Origin of the sequence: Bifidobacterium sp. WK041_4_12, assembly GCF_041080795.1 — a bacterium.
Lineage (GTDB): Bacteria > Actinomycetota > Actinomycetes > Actinomycetales > Bifidobacteriaceae > Bombiscardovia > Bombiscardovia aquikefiricola.
The window spans coordinates 1,541,498-1,559,277 of record NZ_CP129674.1; the positions used below are offsets into that span (position 1 = coordinate 1,541,498).

13 protein-coding genes and 1 riboswitch are annotated in these 17,780 nt (G+C 53.5%); of the genes, 5 read left to right on the forward strand and 8 right to left on the reverse strand.

The window, feature by feature from the left end:
• Positions 1-46: 46 nt before the first annotated feature.
• The 4 genes from QN215_RS06580 to QN215_RS06595 all read right to left on the reverse strand — a co-directional run bounded on the left by QN215_RS06580 (position 47) and on the right by QN215_RS06595 (position 4,103).
• On the reverse strand, positions 47-898 hold the full coding sequence (locus tag QN215_RS06580) for a glutamate ABC transporter substrate-binding protein (protein WP_369343534.1): 852 nt from the start codon (positions 896-898) through the stop codon (positions 47-49).
• 187 nt (positions 899-1,085) lie between these two features.
• Complete coding sequence (locus QN215_RS06585; RefSeq protein ID WP_369345104.1) at positions 1,086-1,805, reverse strand: amino acid ABC transporter ATP-binding protein; 720 nt, start codon at positions 1,803-1,805, stop codon at positions 1,086-1,088.
• Positions 1,806-2,017: 212 nt separating this feature from the next.
• Complete coding sequence (locus QN215_RS06590) at positions 2,018-2,968, reverse strand: magnesium transporter CorA family protein (protein ID WP_369345105.1); 951 nt, start codon at positions 2,966-2,968, stop codon at positions 2,018-2,020.
• A 166-nt stretch (positions 2,969-3,134) separates the two neighbouring features.
• A complete protein-coding gene (locus QN215_RS06595) occupies positions 3,135-4,103 on the reverse strand; it encodes a D-2-hydroxyacid dehydrogenase (RefSeq protein WP_369343535.1) in 969 nt (322 codons plus the stop codon).
• Between the two features lie 265 nt (positions 4,104-4,368).
• On the opposite strand from QN215_RS06595, the gene QN215_RS06600 reads away from it, so the two are divergent.
• Positions 4,369-4,893: an alpha/beta hydrolase gene (locus QN215_RS06600; RefSeq protein WP_369343536.1), complete on the forward strand. Its 525-nt coding sequence runs from the start codon at positions 4,369-4,371 to the stop codon at positions 4,891-4,893.
• 94 nt (positions 4,894-4,987) lie between these two features.
• On the opposite strand, the gene QN215_RS06605 is transcribed toward QN215_RS06600, so the two are convergent.
• The 3 genes from QN215_RS06605 to QN215_RS06615 all read right to left on the reverse strand — a co-directional run bounded on the left by QN215_RS06605 (position 4,988) and on the right by QN215_RS06615 (position 9,019).
• Entirely contained in the window at positions 4,988-5,695 is a 708-nt protein-coding gene (locus tag QN215_RS06605) for a hypothetical protein (protein WP_369343537.1), read from the reverse strand.
• A 367-nt stretch (positions 5,696-6,062) separates the two neighbouring features.
• On the reverse strand, positions 6,063-7,094 hold the full coding sequence (locus QN215_RS06610; protein ID WP_369343538.1) for a hypothetical protein: 1,032 nt from the start codon (positions 7,092-7,094) through the stop codon (positions 6,063-6,065).
• A complete protein-coding gene (locus QN215_RS06615; RefSeq protein WP_369343539.1) occupies positions 7,046-9,019 on the reverse strand; it encodes a hypothetical protein in 1,974 nt (657 codons plus the stop codon). Before QN215_RS06615 ends, QN215_RS06610 begins: the two co-directional genes overlap by 49 nt.
• Before the next feature lie 373 nt (positions 9,020-9,392).
• On the opposite strand from QN215_RS06615, the gene QN215_RS06620 reads away from it, so the two are divergent.
• The 3 genes from QN215_RS06620 (at position 9,393) to QN215_RS06630 (ending at position 13,532) form a co-directional block, all read left to right on the forward strand.
• Complete coding sequence (locus QN215_RS06620) at positions 9,393-9,722, forward strand: type II toxin-antitoxin system prevent-host-death family antitoxin (RefSeq protein ID WP_369343540.1); 330 nt, start codon at positions 9,393-9,395, stop codon at positions 9,720-9,722.
• 467 nt (positions 9,723-10,189) lie between these two features.
• A riboswitch (FMN riboswitch) is annotated at positions 10,190-10,343 on the forward strand.
• Positions 10,344-10,354: 11 nt separating this feature from the next.
• A complete protein-coding gene (locus QN215_RS06625) occupies positions 10,355-10,993 on the forward strand; it encodes an ECF transporter S component (RefSeq protein WP_404978524.1) in 639 nt (212 codons plus the stop codon).
• Between the two features lie 7 nt (positions 10,994-11,000).
• The gene (locus QN215_RS06630; RefSeq protein ID WP_369343542.1) at positions 11,001-13,532 is read left to right on the forward strand and encodes an energy-coupling factor transporter ATPase; all 2,532 of its coding nucleotides are present in this window, start codon (positions 11,001-11,003) and stop codon (positions 13,530-13,532) included.
• 249 nt (positions 13,533-13,781) lie between these two features.
• Here QN215_RS06630 and QN215_RS06635 read toward each other — a convergent pair whose 3' ends face one another.
• On the reverse strand, positions 13,782-16,373 hold the full coding sequence (locus tag QN215_RS06635) for an ATP-dependent Clp protease ATP-binding subunit (protein ID WP_369343543.1): 2,592 nt from the start codon (positions 16,371-16,373) through the stop codon (positions 13,782-13,784).
• 163 nt (positions 16,374-16,536) lie between these two features.
• Here QN215_RS06635 and QN215_RS06640 point away from each other — a divergent pair, with 163 nt between their 5' ends.
• Positions 16,537-17,658 (forward strand): universal stress protein, encoded by a 1,122-nt coding sequence (locus QN215_RS06640; RefSeq protein WP_369343544.1) that lies wholly within the window; start codon positions 16,537-16,539, stop codon positions 17,656-17,658.
• Positions 17,659-17,780 lie beyond the last annotated feature (122 nt).

Genomic DNA, 17,780 nt, shown 5'->3' on the forward strand with positions numbered 1-17,780 from the left:
CGATGAAGCTCGCACTGCCATAATTGGCACTGCGAGCTATCGAATCTCAGAAATCAGTGGTACTCGACTTCGCATCGAACACTGTCGGTGGGTTGAACTCTGAATTTGGCGTGTATCCGGTGCCTTTGGTTGCAGAATCAATGTATTTCTTCCATGAACCGTCGCTGATCATGTCTTTGAGCGCCGCATTGATCTTCTTCACCAACTCGGTGTCGCCCTTCTTCACGCCGATGCCGTAACGTTCCTGGGTGAATGGCTTTCCAACGACTTTCAGCTGTCCGTCTCCCTTGGCTGCTGCCAAACCTGCAAGGATGATGTCATCGGTTGTCACTGCATCCACAGTGCCGGAAATCAAGGCTGTGACGCATTCCGCATAGCCGGTCTGCTCCATCAGCTGCACCTTGTCCGCAAAATGGCTCTGGATTGTCTGGGCTGAGGTTGAACCGGTGACCGAGCAGAGTTTCTTGCCGTTCAACGATTTCGGACCGGTGATGGACGTGTCGTTGGCGCGGATGAGCAGATCCTGGCCTGCTACAAAATACGGTCCTGCAAAGTCAACGACCTTCTTGCGGTCATCGGAAATGGAATAGGTTGCGACGACCATGTCAACGTCACCATTTTGGATCAGTGTCTCTCGCTGTTTTGAAGGTGCTTCCTTCCATACAATCTGATTCTCGGAATAGCCAAGCTTCTTTGCAACGTATTTAGCGACATCCACATCAAATCCAGAATATGTGCTGCCTTGCTTGAACCCCAGACCAGGCTGATCGAATTTGATGCCTATCTTGAGTTGCGGGCCACTTGATGTATTGCTCGATGAGCTGCCGCACGCAGCCAACGAACCCAAAGCGGCAATGGAAACAGCCGCGGCGAGAATCTTGCGCATTACTCTCTTCATATGATTCTTCTTTCTTTTCTCTATCTCAACTTATCGGGACTGCAGCGAGATTGCAGAAAATATCATTATTTGATATGCAGCTCACATAGTGAAATGTGAGAGAGTCTGCATACCCCCTTGCATTGGTCTAGTCACGGGTGTGACAAAACTCAACCAGGCACAATGTCAACACTGCAAGCACTGCAAATCAGTGATCTAGGATTTTGCTCAGGAAATCCTTGGCACGATCGGTCTTGGTGTGAGTGAAGAACTCTTCTGGAGTCCCGTCCTCAAGAATCTCACCATCGGCCATAAACACCACGCGATTGGCCGCCTGTCGTGCGAAGCCCATCTCGTGAGTGACAACAATCATGGTCATACCTTGTTTTGCAAGGTCAACCATCACATCGAGAACCTCATTAATCATCTCAGGGTCCAGAGCACTAGTCGGCTCGTCGAACAGCATGACCTTCGGATGCATCGCCAGCGAACGGGCAATCGCCACACGCTGTTGTTGACCGCCGGAAAGCTGTGCAGGCAATTTCTGTGCCTGCGAATCGACACCAACCCGCGCCAGAAGCTCCATGGCCTCTTTTTCTGCGTCAGTCTTGCTCAAGCCGCGAACCTTGCGCGGAGCGAGCGTGACGTTGTCAAGAATGGTTTTATGCGAGAACAGGTTGAATGACTGGAACACCATGCCAACCTCCGCGCGAAGCTTTGTCAGCTGCTTGCCTTCCTCGGGAAGCGGCACACCGTCTATCGTGATCGTACCCGAATCAATCGATTCCAGACGGTTAATAGTGCGGCACAGCGTTGACTTGCCGGAACCGGATGGTCCGATGATAACAAGAACTTCGCCTTTGGTGACCTTGAGATTGATGTCCTTGAGCACATGAAGATCACCGAAGTATTTCTCCACATGACTCATTTCCAGCAACGGCTTATCTTCGTCAACCACTGAGCTGTCTGTCGTATCCAGAGATGCAGGCGCAGTACTTGTTGTCATATCGCAACGATCCTTTCTTTGCGGTCATGCGACCATTGAGGGTCGGCTCGCGTAATCGGGTAATTGCGCACGCCCCCCTCATTATTGTCGATAACTTAGCACGGTATTGTAAACGTTGGGTTCCAACGTTCACATCACTTAAACAGTCTTGAACGCGTCAGGAACCATGTCACAACGACTGAAAGTACCATGGAGACTATCACGATTGCGGCGAATCCCCAAGGTTTGTCAGTCAAGGGCATTCCGAACATGCCTTGATTGAAGTTCATGCCGTACATGGAAAATATGAGTGTCGGTATCGATAGGGTGATGGAGATGATGGTGAAAATTCGCATCACGTTGCTCACATTATTGGACACCACCGAAGCGAAGGCATCGGTCATTCCAGAGAGAACTCCCGAATAGATGTTAGCCATTTCGATGGCCTGCTTGTTCTCGGTGATGACATCGCCAAGCAAATCCTCATCGTCTGGATATTGGCGGATCCGTTCGAGACTGGTCAGTTTTTCGAGCACGATTTCATTAGACTTCAAGCTGGTTGCAAAGTAGACCAAGGTCTTGCTCAGCTCCAGCAGCATGATAATCTCGCGATTCTGCATCGAATGACGAAGCTTCAGTTCGAGCTTGTCCGATTCCTTGTCGATGAATCTCAAATAGCGCAGATAGGTTGTTGCATTGCGATACAGCACCTGCAGGATGAAACGGGACTTCATGTAGGTGTTGAAGCCGCGAATGGAGCCTTCCATGAACGGGTGAAGCAAGTTCGTGTCCTGTATGCAGACCGTGATGATGAGGTCCTCTGTAACGATGATTGACAGTGGGATGGTCTCATACCAATCTCTGCCGCCGCGTTCTTCAACGGTGGGAATGTCAACGATGATCATCGAATAGTCATCTTCCACATCGACTCGGGAACGTTCTTCGTCATCGAGGGGAGCACGCAGATCGGCAAGGTCTATGCCTGAAGATTGAGCAACATTGGCAAGCTCAACATCCGAGGGATTGCTCAGGCATAACCATGATCCAGGTTCCGGTTTATCTATTTGCTCTATTTGTCCGCTTACGGTGCTGAATACCCTCATCATCGATATCACCTGCCTCTCATGCATGACGCTTACGATCAAACGCTGCTGTTCGGTTCGGTTACCTATAGTGCGATCTTCTGGTCGCGCAACCTCAATAAGGATAGTCGGGACGCTGACAAACGGTGATCGCCATAAACCAAGGAGCGACGATGTGCGGCCAGCATCGCTATGCTTCGTTCAGCAATGGCTGATGGTTTGCATAGCGCTTCAGATTCTCAACGACAATGCCGATGACCTTGCGGCCTGTCGCCTCAAGATGACTTCCGCCAGCGACATGAGGAGTGATAAGGCAATGCGGTTCACTCCACAATGGATGATCTTCAGGCAATGGTTCTGGCTCCGTAACATCAAGGCCGGCCGCCTGAATTGTCCTATCGTGCAATGCCGCTGCCAGGGCATCAGCATCAATCGCATCTCCCCTGCCGACATTGAGCACTATGGCATTGGATTTCATCAGGCTCAGCGTATGTCTGTTGATCAGATGCTTGGTATCCGGCGTCGAGGGAAGACTCATGGCTATCACATCAGCGTGCGGCAGCAGGGATTCAAGCTCGTCGAAACCATGCATGTCATCGATGCCTGGCGCGGGTTGAGAGGCATTTCTGCGCACACCTGCCGTGTAGCAACCCACGGCTTTGGATAAGACGGCAAAATGCGAACCGATGTCTCCGGTTCCCAGCACCAGGACCTTCACCTCATCCGGCGTGGAAACAGGACCTTCATCCTGCCATAGATGTTTGCTTTGATTGTCTCGGTACAGCTGAATGTTCTTCAACAGCGTCCACATCATGGCGAACATGTGCTCGCCGACGGCCTGTCCATACGCGCCTGATGCTCCAGACAGCTTGGCTCCTTTGGCAAGAATTCCCTCTCCCACATACGTATTCACGCCAGCGCTGAAAGTTTGGAGCCATTTCAGGTTCTTGCATTCCTTGACCTCGTCTATCGGAACGTTGCCGATAATCGCCGTCGCAGATTCGCGTAATTCCTGCGGCACATGGCATGGCCATATCATGTCGGCCCTATGCTTGGGATCACCGACAAATTCTTGACGCACACTGGGAGCAGCGCTGCGGCACCGCTCCCTTTCCTCCTCAGTCAGCGGCAGGCAATTCACGATCATTTCATCAGCCATATCATTTTCCCCCGTATTTCCTAGTATTCCCTAGTATTCTCACCCGTGAGCAGGGTGTCTGCAGTCCAAGACCCGCAAGCAGTAACCTGTATCCGCTACCATGTTCGCGCACCGTTCGGACCATTCGGACCATTCGAGGGACATAATATCGTGTTTATTCTGCAGCGTCGTTTGTCTTACAAAGCTGCCGAGTTTTCATGACAGTTGTGTACCTTAAGAACTGCGATATGAAGTATTTCAAAGCAGTCAAGCAAAGGATGAAGCATTGAACGCGATTATTTTTCACGGCACTGGACCACACGCCTCGTACGATAAATTCTGGTACAGGCCCCTTGCCCAGTCACTCACTGAAGCGGGCATTGATGCCGATGTTCCCGAACTTGCCCAGCTTGACCGCGAGCCTTTGGACGATACGCTGAAGGAATTTGACGCACTCAATATTCCTATCGACGAGAACACCGTTCTTATCGGGCATTCTGCTGGTGTCAGCTTCATTCTCGCTTTGCTCGAGCGCTTGCACAGTCCAGTCAAAGCTTGTTACATGATTGCCGGATATTGTTCGCCGAACGGCATGAAGCACGCAGCGCTCAAGGACTCATACGCGTGGGACGACATCAAAGCTAATGCTGGCGAGTGCTATATCTTCAACTCCTTTAATGACCCCTTCAAGTGTAATCAGGATAAGGGCATAGAATTGTTCAATCATGTAGGCGGCACATTACTTCTCCGCAATGATGGCCATTTTCTACAGAAACAGCAGCCACTGCTACTCAAGCTTATCCTTCCCTGAGCTATTCAGAAATTGCCCTGGAAGCGAGATTTGAATATGGGAAATCCAACACACAATAACACGCCGGTGTGTCTGAACCATGATCTGTGGGAATTTATAAGGTATTTGACCATTCCTTGGGAACAGCACACAATCCCGGTATCGTCACCACGCCAGAATCGTCACGCTCCCTCAACCACACCACACCCTCGCCACGCTCGCCACTCCTGACAAACACATCCACCAGACCATCGACCTGCCCACGATCCACAAACAAACTACGCGGATACCCCGCATCAGGGAACGGCGAACGCACCCCCCAAAAATTCACCGGAACATCATCGCCGGAACCAACACGACCCGTAGCCGACGCCTGCCACACGTCCTCACGAAGCTCCCCCAAACGACTACGGCTATACCTAGTCCAGAACACCACAAACGACGAGCCAGAGCAACACACGTCCAAACGACACCCGCCACCAGCAAACACACTCACCGAACCATGACCAGCACCCGCCACACCATCCACAGCACGACGCACTGCCCCCACATCAGAATCCACCAAACACACCGAGCCGTCACGAACGTCATCATCCGAAGCAGACCCCGTCCCCGAATCCCCATGACCAGACCACACGCGCGACCTCAACAACCGCTCAACACCAGAACCAAAATACATGCCTGCACCCATATAAGACATGAGCCAAGCCAGTGAGACAACGCTGATGTCATGATCCGCAACAAGATTCACGGGATAGCCAATAACACCCAGCCCACCTATGCCAGGTATCAGAATCCATAACGGTGACCAGCCCTTAGCCATCACCACCCCCTGGCACAAACCATTCACCAGAATAGATATCAGCGATGTCACGCACACCAAATGAAGCAACCTACCATTGCCCGCAGCATAATAGAACGGAAACACGAACAAAAGCACCGCAGAAATAGCGGCAGGCCCCCAACTCAGAAAATTATGACGACGCTTACGTGATCTACTCCCCATCCCATCAACCCCCTACTACCAACGCAATGGCACAGTACACAAAAAACCATACGCCACCTTGTTACAAGGGACTGTCTTGAGGGGGCTATCACAGAGAACTCGCCCTACCCCACACGATCAGCACAGGCATGAGCACAAGCATGAATGGCACGCCCTGTGCGTCAGGGTGCGGGTGTTAGGCGTGCTATTCGAGGAGGTTGGCGGTGGCTTCGGCGTTGTGGGACAGGTAGTAGGGCCGGATGGCGAGGATGCCGACCGCGGTGCCCAACAGGAGCAGGATGGCGATGCCGACGCTGCCCGTGTACGGCAGACTCGCCAGGCCCACCCTGGGATCCATGAGCATGACGGTCGACCCGTCCTGCGACACGCTTGCCAGGACCGAGCCGTCCGTCTGGTACGAGACGGCCTGCACCGCGGACAGGTCGTTCGACCACACCGCCACCGCCCGCACCATGACGCTCGGCAGCCTGAAATAGCCGTCGGGAGCCTTCGTCTCCCGCAACGTCAGCATGCGAGCCTCCACACCCCGCACGACCAGCCTGCCACCCAAGCCCGTCACCAACGTCTGGGTGGTGCCCGCCTCACCGTCCACGGCCAGCCGATACACGCCGTCACCGGCCTGCTTGAACTGGAGGGTCTGCACGCCCGAACCGTCAGACGCCAGCCGGTCAGCCTCGAACTCGGCACCCGGAAGGAACTCGGTCGCACGCCCCCTGTCCGCCTTCACCAGATCCAGCTCGAACGAATACGCGTGCGCCGTAGCCGACAGCGAACTATCGACACTGCCATCCTGCATGGTCCTGGACAGGGTCACGGTATTGTCGTTCGACTCGACCACGCCACCCGCATCCGTCCACGAAGCATTCGCGTTCACCTTCGCCACGTAGCGCACCCGGATCAGGGCACCCACCGGCACCAGACTGTTCGACACCGGACTCGCGCCATTGTCCTGCGCGAACAGGGCCTTCAGCCCGTCCACCGTGAGCGTCTGCCCGCTCACGCCCACACCCACCAGAGGGGTCACGTCCAGACCCGGGGACGGCAGACCATTACCAGGGTCCACGTCCATGGACACGCGCACCCCCGACACGTCCGGCAGCGTCAACCCAGGAGCGGCCACGTCAGACAGGGAGAACGCATACGACCCATACGCCGTCGTATGGCCATTCAGGTCGGGGACCCTGGCCATGACCTCGAACTCCACGCCCGCACCCACGTCGAACCCATCCACCCCCCCCCCGCATCGTTCACCACACGCTTCGACAGGTCCATGCGCGACGTCTTCAACTCCGCCACGCCCAGACGATGCCTGCCATCCACGCCCGCACCCGCGAAGTCCACCATCACGCCCTCGTCACCCAGAGCATCGTTGAACGCCTTCGTGCCCACCACGATCGGCAGCGACTCGCCACTGTCATCCACTATCAGATACAAACCCGGACCCGACACCGACAGACGCACAGTCCCACCACCGCCCGAGAACGTGCCCGCAGAAAGACTGCCCGCGGGAGGACCCAGCGAACCGACATCATCCGCCAGCGACTGCGCGAACAATTGCAGCTGCCCCGCATACGGGTCAAACGCCGACACCGCATCATCCGACAGAGGGTCAGACGGATAGCCCAGCCACCGGGCCACCACCCAACCCATGGGATTGACCCCATCCACATTCGAACCACCAGCAGAACCAGCAGCAGACACGACCGCCGACCCCACAGACACCGGAGTCGACACCTTCACCGACTTGAGCGCACCCACCTGATCGAACGCCACATCCTCGTACCTGCCAATCCTGTACGCCTTCAACCCACCATCCGTCACACCCGACACGTCAATGCCAAACTGAGGAGGGGGCGTCACATTCCAATCCTTGATCGTCGCCTTCACCGGCTCCGTAGCCCTGTTCGTCAGACCCGCCGTCGCGCTCCCATCCTGCTGACCCCACACATACAAGTCATAATCCTTCGACTCGTCCGTCATCAACGCCTCCGGCAACAGCGCATTGCCACCACTGCTCGTCCTGCCCGACCCCAATACCGTGCCTGTGCCGGGATCGACAATCTTCCAACCCAGCTCCGAACCCAGATCGGAACTACCCGACAGGTCCAACGCGCGCGAACCCGCCCCACCCGTAACCGAAGCCGACCACGCACTCAGTTTCATGTCCGGATCCACGAACGTCAGACGCAAATCACCAGACGCGCTCTGGCCTTGACTGCTGCTGTCTGCCGACAGCAGCAGACTATCAAGATTCAGACGAAGAGCCAGCCGCAACCCGAGACTGTCGCCGGCCGTACCCGCACTGCGCGGGTCACCCTCGGCCCTCACAAAGTACGCACTGACCGTGTCGAACCAGTAAGCAGAACGTAACCAAAAGCCAGAAACACCATTAGCACAAGCGTTCGAAGGACAAGCAAGATTAGCATCCACCGACCAGCCGCTCGTGTGATTGAAATACTGCCTCACATCACCAATCGACAGCGGAAACACCTTATACGAATTCACAGAAACCGACTGCTGTGTATAACTGCCAGAACCACACCCTGTAGGCTGGGCAGCGGTGCACACACCCTCAACCGGAGCAGATCGCAACAAGGACTGCTCAAAACTCGAATAATTAGCCGCACCCACCGCATCAGACACCAGAGCCAGATTCGACCTATACGAACCCGTCGCACTATCGAACGAATTACGATACTTACTGTTCGCATCAAACGCAAAACCCGACGTCACCACATCATCGGCCCACAGCAACGCCTCACCAGCAGCAACCGACGTCGTAGCCGACTTCGAATACGCCTGATTCACACCAAAATCAGCATCAGGCACACTCGCCACAGCACCCTTCGCCAAGGTCTTATACCCACCAGACACTGTGCCACCGTTATACGTGCCTGAACTCCCCTGCTTGCCGAACACAATACGACGCGTCGAAGCCCAACCAGCCGACGCGACCGGCCTGTCACCAACATTCAACGTACTGAAATACCCATCAGGACCCAGCTCAACCGTATCCGCAGACGCACGCTCCACCGGCGAGACCACGACCACGCCCGCGACAGCCAGCGCCATGCCCAGACACAGACAGCACACCACACGCACGACACCACTGAAACGAGAACACGAAACAAGACCCTTCATGGGGGAACCTTCCATCAAGCCAAAACAGCACCCCCCCCCCCGCTCTGTTAGCTCCGCCCAAAAGCTGCCTGAAATGAATCATCTGAGCAATCGCACTACATCGCAAGAGGAAAATACATAACGTACAACATAATACATCATGTATCTATTGTGTTCATTCCTCTTTGCTGCTTCCATTGTCGGCATAACTCACATTCACCGTTTGTACCCTTTGTGCAGTGCTTCCACCTGAGAGAGCACCACATGATTCTCATTTCTTCCGCATAACCACCCAAGCGTTAAATGCTCACTTTTAGGGATTAGAATATGTAGTTTTTCAAGTACAATTGTCATTAATTGAGTAAGGGTTTATTAACTGTATAGGAGGATTCTCATGTCACTGTCATCTGCGTTGTCAGTTATGGATAGACTCGTGCCCATAAGCGATTTCAATAAAGGACATGCAACCAAGGCATTTGAACGTGCAGAAGACGGCAAACCCATCTTCGTCATGAAACGAAATGTCCCGACTGCCGTCATTCTTTCTTATCATGAATACAAAGGACTCATAGAAGAGCTTGAAGACTCCTCGGACTTCCGTCTTGCTGCAGAACGCATAGAATCAGACGACAACACAGCTAATCTCTCACGTTCCGAGGCACTGCATGCCATGCAGTTGAATGAAAGCGACATAGAAGCAGCAGAGCAATTGGAGATTTCATGACATGGACCCTTCTCTTTGCTCCAGACACCATAAAAGACATAAAAAAGCTGGATAAAACCGTAAGAGCACAAGTAATGTCCGCGCTAGAGAGAGTATCAATGAACCCACTCCCCAGAAACGAAGGCGGATACGGAAAGCCGCTCGGGAACAGCAGCCGCTCTCATACTCGCCTCGGCGGATTATTCAAAGTCAAATTTCAAAAAGTCGGAGTTCGAGCGATATATCGACTCAAACGCTCCGAATCCGAAATGATTGTTGAAGTTGTTGGAGTGAGATCGGATTGCGAAGTCTACCAGCTTGCGCAGCAGCGTAGAGACAGGGATGGATTCTAAGATACGACTACCGTGCAGTCACCATTGGCCTGATTCATTCTTAGACATGGTATTCGGCATGATTCGTAAGCGGAGCAGAGTCGAAATGACTCATGGACTATTCCTCTCAGCGAAGTGCTGTGATACATTAGGTTTCGTCAGTTTCAGGGTTTGGTGAAATTCCTTACTGGCGGTAACGACAGCGTTCACGAACATAATGACGCACATGCGAAGCCCGCGACCCGCGAAAGCGGCTGATTCGGTGAGATTCCGAGGCCAACGGTTACAGTCCGGATGGAAGAAACGGGGCTCAGCATGAGCATGCCTACACACAGTGTCGATTCACATGACAGTGTTAATTCATCACAAAGTGTTAATTCACCACAGAGTGTTAATTCACAGCACAGTGTCGATCCACATTCAACCAAGGGCAGTAGCGAAGGACGCTGGTCAACCAGACGCATAGCAATCTACGCATTATTCGTCGCACTGGCCATTGTTGCAAGCTTTATCGAATTACCAATTTTCCCCGCAGCGCCGTATCTCAAGTATGACCCTTCCGGGATTGTGTCGCTGATCGCAGGATTCGCCTTCGGACCGATGGCAGCCGTGCTGGTAAGCATTCTTTCCTCAATACCTCACATGTTCGCAAATCCGCTCGGCAGCATCATGGCAATCGTCGTTGCACTCGGATTGAGCGTTCCAGCTTCTCTGCTGTATCGTCGTTTCCATTCACGCATCGGTGCGCTCTACGGTATCCTGCTCGGATCTGCATGCGCCTTAATCATTGCGATACTCGGCAATCTCGTAGTAACACCACTGTATGCAAATATTTCCGTCAGCCAGGTCATAGCTATGATTCTGCCGATTCTGCTGCCGTTCAACCTGCTTAAGCTCGCCATTCATGGTGTGGTCACCTTCATCATCTACAAGCCGATTTCGATGCTCGTGAAGCGGTGAAACACACATGATTCATACCGATACGCCCGCCGCACCTGCGGTCTCCCCTGCCATTTCCCCTTCGAAAGCCGTAGATGCCAGCGCTCAGACCGATGATGCCGATCAGGTCAATCAGACTGTGTCTGGTTCACATGTGAAACCGGCCAAGAATGTTCGGCTCAACGATGTGAGATTCAGCTATGACCATGGCAAGAGCTGGGCACTGGATGGCATATCCTTAGATATTCACGAAGGTGAATACATCTGCATTCTTGGGGCTAATGGCTCTGGAAAGAGCACGCTCGGCAGAATTCTGGCAGGATTCGTCAGTCCCGATGCCGGTCAGGTCAACCTTATGGGCCAGCAGGTTTTTTCCGGAACCCAAGCTGACGAACAGGCGTATAGGCAGGCGCGCCAGCATATCGGTATGGTATTTCAAAATCCTGAAGATCAGATAGTTACGACGGTTGTCCAGGATGATGTGGCTTTTGGCCCTGAGAACCTTGGCGTGCCGCATGACCACATTGCAACGCGCGTACATCAGGCACTCGAACAGGTTGACATGCTCGACTTTGCTCTTGCCGACCCTTCGCGCCTTTCAGGTGGGCAACAGCAGCGAGTCGCCATTGCTGGCGCGCTGGCCATGCATCCGGGAATGCTCATTCTCGACGAACCGGTTGCCATGCTTGATGATGCTGGCCGTCAGGAAGTGTCGGGAATTATTCAAAGACTTCGTGATGAGAAGACAACCATCATCAATATCACCCATATGTTTGACACAGCCCGCACCGCAGATCGCTTGATCGTGCTCGATCATGGAACGATTGCGTATGATGGTCGTCCGCACGGATTCTTGAATAACTCAGCATTGGTGGACGCTCATGGACTTGAAGATATTCGCAAGCATGACATCGATGCGCAGACATTGACTAAGTTTGCCGGCTCATACGACATTTCAGACAACATTGCAGACGACATTGGCAAAGAACGCAAGCAAACCTTGGCGATACATCATGTGACATTTCAGTTCTCCGATGCCCATAGGCCAGCCTTGAACGATGTGAGTTTCAGCGCACATCAAGGTGAAATCGTTGCCATCGTCGGAAGAAACGGTTCTGGAAAATCAACCTTGGCTCGTCTTATCTGTGCACTTGCCAAACCTGAAAGTGGTTCGATCGAAGTCAATGGCATCAACGCCTATGGTGCTCGAGGGAAACAAGGCAGGAAACTTCGCAAATCCTTGAGAGCCTGCGTGGGATATGTGATGCAGCATCCCGAGCGCCAACTCTTTGCAGACACGGTTGCAGCGGATGTTGCGTATGGACCCCATAACCTCGGCTGCTCTGACGAACAGACCAGACAACGAGTAGATGACACGCTCGAATTCCTTGGCATTGCCGCATATGCTGACCGCTCGCCCTTTGCGCTTTCTGGAGGCCAGCAACGCTTGGCTGCGATTGCAGGGGTTATCGCTTCCCGACCCACCGTGCTTGTTCTGGACGAGCCCACGGCCGGTCTCGACGCTCGTGCGCGTTCTCGAATGTATACACTGATTGCGCAGCTCAAGGCGCAAGGTACGACGATAATCATGACGACACACTCGCATGACGAGGCTGAACTGCTTTCAGACAAGGTTGCGCTGCTGCATCACGGTTCGCTTCTCGCCTTTGGAAAACCGAAGGACGTGCTGCCCATGTATGACGAGATCACGGACAGTGCCTTGAACCTGCATGTGCGCTCAGATCAGCCGCGGCATGGATTCAATCCATCGGAGCGCTCCCCCATCGCCAAGAAATCTTCATTGATTCATCTGCTCGATCCGCGCATCAAGATGATATCGGCTCTGGCGATGATGTTCACGGCTTTTGCAATTCACAGCCTCTGGCAGCTTGGCTTGGCTGCGGTCGTGGTGTTTGGCATTGTTGCAATGTCTCGACTCGGTTTTCGCCATGTGCTTCACACGGTAAAGGTCTTGCTCACGATGCTTATCATCATGGGAATTCTGAATCTTCTGGTGACTCGCAGCGGCACGGTGCTCTTCCAATGGGGTGCGCTCATGGTTACCGATGCCGGCATCATGTCAGCCGTGCTGTACAGTTGCAGATTTGCTCTTGTTGTGATGCTTGGAGCAGTGGTCTTGCAGACCACGACTCCTACAGAGATGACGGACTCCATGGAATCGCTGTTATCTCCTTTGAAGCGTTTCGGATTCCATGTTCAGGAACTCTCTTTGGTTATGTCACTGGCCTTGAGGTTCATACCCACGCTGACACGCGAGGCGCGGCAAATTATCGACGCCCAGGCTGCTCGCGGTGGTAGCGTTGAAACCGGTGGACCTGTGCAGCGCGTGAAGGCGCTGTCTTCCATTGTTGTTCCAGTGTTTGCCGGTGCGCTGCGTCATGCAGACAATGTGAGCCTTGCTCTTGATGCCCGCTGCTACGAGGGGGGTTCGGGGCGAACTCACTTTAGAATGCTCAGCACTGATGCGAAAGATTACTGTTTCCTCGCCGGATCGGTCCTCTATATCGCGTTGCTCCTCGCAATTCCGACGATTATCTGACCTGCAGACAGGTCATCATACAAGCGTTGCTGAGTTTTTGACGAGCATAGTTGAGTTTTGCGGCAATTCTGAAGTAGAACGACGAAAAATCGTTGATATTGGGTCGAGAAAAAGCCATTTATGAGCTTTGATACTTGAGAATTGCCGCAAAACTCGATATCACACTGAATCGCAATGCAAATGCCCGCTCACTTGGACAAGTGAGCGGGCATGTTGCGTATCTTACGTGTCTGAATCGCTGTTCAGACCTTACTCTTTCGCACTTCCATCATCAGTCGGAGATGCGCCAGAGTCTGGGTCCTGATCTCCCGATGGGGTTCCCACCGAGGCACCAACCAACTCAGGCTTGTCGCCCTCTGCATCAGGAGCGAAAGGCTCTCCCTTAAACGTGAACTCGCCGAGGATGCCTTCGCCGGATGCGTCGATATGGACGTTCTCGTTGTCTCCGAGGTCTCCCATAAGAATCTTCTCGGAAATGGCATCTTCAATGTCGCGCTGAATCACACGACGCAACGGACGTGCACCGAGCAGAGGGTCAAAGCCCTTCTGCGCAAGCAAATCCTTGGCTGCATCGGTGAGTTCGAGAGACATGTGACGTTCGAAGAGTCTGTCATTGAGCTGGTGGATGTCAAGATCGACAATCTCACGAACCTGCTGCTCGTTGAGCTGACGGAACACGATGATGTCGTCAAGACGGTTCAGGAACTCAGGACGGAACTGCTGCTTGAGTTCTCCCGAAACCTGATCCTTCATGCGCTGATAGGTCGTATCGGAACCTCCACCGAGATTGAAACCAGTGTTGGCAGCCTTTGCGATATCGCGCGTACCGAGATTGGTCGTAAGAATGATGATCGTATTCTTGAAATCAACCTTGCGTCCCTGACCATCGGTCAAATGACCATCATCAAGCACCTGCAGAAGCGTGTTGAAGATATCAGGGTGAGCCTTTTCGATTTCGTCGAACAGTACCACTGAGAATGGCTTGCGACGCACCTTTTCAGTGAGTTCGCCACCCTCTTCATAGCCGACATACCCCGGAGGTGCACCGAAGAGACGCGAAGCCGCGTACTTCTCGGAGAACTCCGACATATCGACGCGAATCAATGCGTCTTCGTCGTCAAAGAGGAACTGTGCCAAGGTCTTGGCCAATTCGGTCTTTCCAACGCCTGTCGGACCAGCGAAGATGAATGAACCAGCGGGACGACGTGGATCCTTCAAACCAACACGAGTGCGTCGAATCGATCTCGACAAAGCTGAGACAGCCTCGTCCTGACCAATGATGCGCTTGTGCAGTTCCTTCTCCATGTTGAGCAGCTTCTTGGACTCAGCCTGCGTAAGCTTGAAGACGGGGATACCAGTGCTTGAAGAAATAACCTCGGCGATAACATCTTCATCAACGACCATGCGTACGTCGGATTCGCCTTCACGCCAGGCCTGCTCCTTCTCCTTACGTTCGGCTTCCACCTTCTCCTGCTTGTCGCGCAGATCGGCAGCTTTCTCGAAGTCCTGATCCTTGATTGCCTGATCCTTCTCCTGATTCAGCTTGGCAACCTTCTCGTCAAGCTGACGCAGCTCAGGAGGTGCCGTCAGACGCTTGATACGCAGACGCGCACCAGCTTCATCAATCAAGTCGATAGCCTTGTCAGGAAGATTGCGATCCTGAATGTAGCGAGCGGAAAGCTCCGCAGCCGACTGCAACGCGCCATCCGTGATGGTCACATGATGGTGGTTCTCGTAACGGTCGCGCAAGCCCTTCAAGATTTCGATGGTCTCTGCGATAGTCGGTTCTGGAACCTGTATGGGCTGGAAACGACGTTCGAGAGCTGCATCCTTCTCGATGTATTTGCGATATTCGTCGGTTGTGGTGGCACCGATGGTCTGAAGCTCGCCACGCGCCAGCAGCGGCTTCAACATGTCGGAAGCGCCTAGCGCTCCGTCTGCCGAACCGGCACCAACGATGGTGTGAATCTCGTCGATGAAGAGCACGATATCGCCGCGTGTCTTGATTTCCTTCAGCACCTTCTTCAAGCGCTCTTCGAAATCACCACGGTAGCGCGATCCTGCAACCATGGAACCCAAGTCAAGCGAATAGATCTGCTTGTCCTTGAGAGTCTCAGGAACGTCTCCATCCTTGATCTTCTGTGCCAATCCTTCGACAACTGCCGTCTTGCCCACGCCGGGTTCGCCAATGAGCACAGGATTGTTCTTGGTGCGCCTGGAAAGCACGACCATAACACGTTCGATTTCCTTGCTACGCCCAATAACGGGATCAAGCTTGCCTTCGACGGCCTCTTGGGTGAGGTTTCTGCCGAATTGGTCAAGAATTGCCGATCCGGTCTGCCCTTGCTTGCCTTGGACTCCACCAGCATTGGCCAGATCGCCCTTGGGAGCATCCTTCGAATCATGGCTGCCACGAATCGTGTCAATGGTGCTTGTGCGAAGATCTCCAAGGTCTACGCCCATCTTGATTAGCACCTGCGTGCCGACACCCTCGCCCTCGTGGATCAAACCGAGGAGGATGTGTTCAGTGCCGATATAGCTGTGACCGAGCTGCAATGCTTCTCGCAGACTCATTTCCAAAACCTGCCGCGCGTGAGGAGTGAAAGGAATGTGGCCGTTTGGAGCGGCATTTCCCTTGCCTATCATCTCTTCGACTTGCTTGCGGGTTGCTTCAAGTTCGACACCCTTGGCTGCGAGCGCTTTCGCCGCAACCCCTTCACCTTCACGAATCAACCCAAGCAACAGGTGTTCCGTACCGATGTAATTGTGTTGAAGGGCTCGAGCCTCTTCCTGCGCCAGCACTATTACGCGCCGCGCACGGTCGGTAAACCGTTCGAACATGCTTGTCCTTCCCTTGATGACTGTATGTAACTCTACAGATTCGCGCTGACGTTTATTTCCAAGCACTCTTTGATTGCGCTATCAACGCAAATCAACGATATGCTTGGGATGGAATACCACAGAAGGAATGAAGATTCCAAGACCACAAGGTTGGGAGAATTTCATGGCTGAAGAACGTGTGACGGATCAGCAGGGCGAAGCACCGAAAGATGCAGCCCCGCAATACGAAGCATCCACGAATGATGTTGTCGTGGGGCTCGATGGCTCTCGCGAATCATTTGCTGCCTTGCGCTGGTCGTTGGCAGAGGCCAGCGCTTCGGGTCAAAACGTCAATGCAGTATTTGGATGGACACCATCGTGGAATGCTGGCAGCGAGCCGAAGACAGACAAGGAATGGGACGAACTACGGCAAACGCTGATCAGTACCCTGAACGATTGGGTCGATGATGCGATTCCTGACTTTGACATGGATCCAGAGCGACTCACCCTTACCTCCGTGCAGGCCTCCGGCCCTGCAGCGTTGCTCGAAATCGGAAGCCATGCCCAGCAGATAGTCGTCGGCAAACGAAACATTGGTCCTTTGACGCGATGGTTCCTGGGATCGACCTCCGCACCATTGATCGAGGATGCCAAGGTTCCGGTAACACTCGTGCACATTCCACCAGAGGATTCCGCGTCCGTAAGTGCCAGCATCGCCGCTGCCCTAACTGGAGCCGGCGCAATGTCTGGAGCCACGTCACCCTCCAGAATCAAGCCTTTGGTAGAGCCGACCGACGCGGCAGAAGATTCTGCAGAAGATGCGGCAAATGATGCGGGTACTCAATCAGATAAGCAGTCAACGAGGGAAGAGACGCAGCTGCAAAATCGCAGCCCGCTGGTTGTGGGAGTCGATGGTTCACAGATTTCCTTGAGGGCCTTGGAATTCGCCGTGCATGAGGCAGACGTTCATGGATTCGACCTGCATGTGCTTCTGTGCTGGCAGATGAAGGATTTGGGCACGATACCTGGCTATGAAAATGCGGTCGCTCCGATTCATGTCGGACAGGCGCGGGCCGAGGAGAAGCTGCGCGACATTGTCGCGAGAGTTCACATTCCGAGCTCAGTGACGGTTCATCTTCATGCATTCCATACCACGGCAGTCAAGGGAATCATGGATGCTGCGAAATATGCTGGCTGGATTATCGTCGGTTCTCGTGGTCTGACGGGCATGAACGCTCGACTGCTTGGATCAGTGAGCAGACAGCTTGTGAACCTTGCAGAATGCACGGTCACCATCGTTCACTAGAGAAAATATTTCACTAGAGAGAATATTTCACTAGACAGAACAAGTTCGCGTAGACAGAAAAGTTCTCAGAAACATTTTTCTGCCTACGCGAAGGTGTTTGTATGCGCTTGGACTCCAGCGTG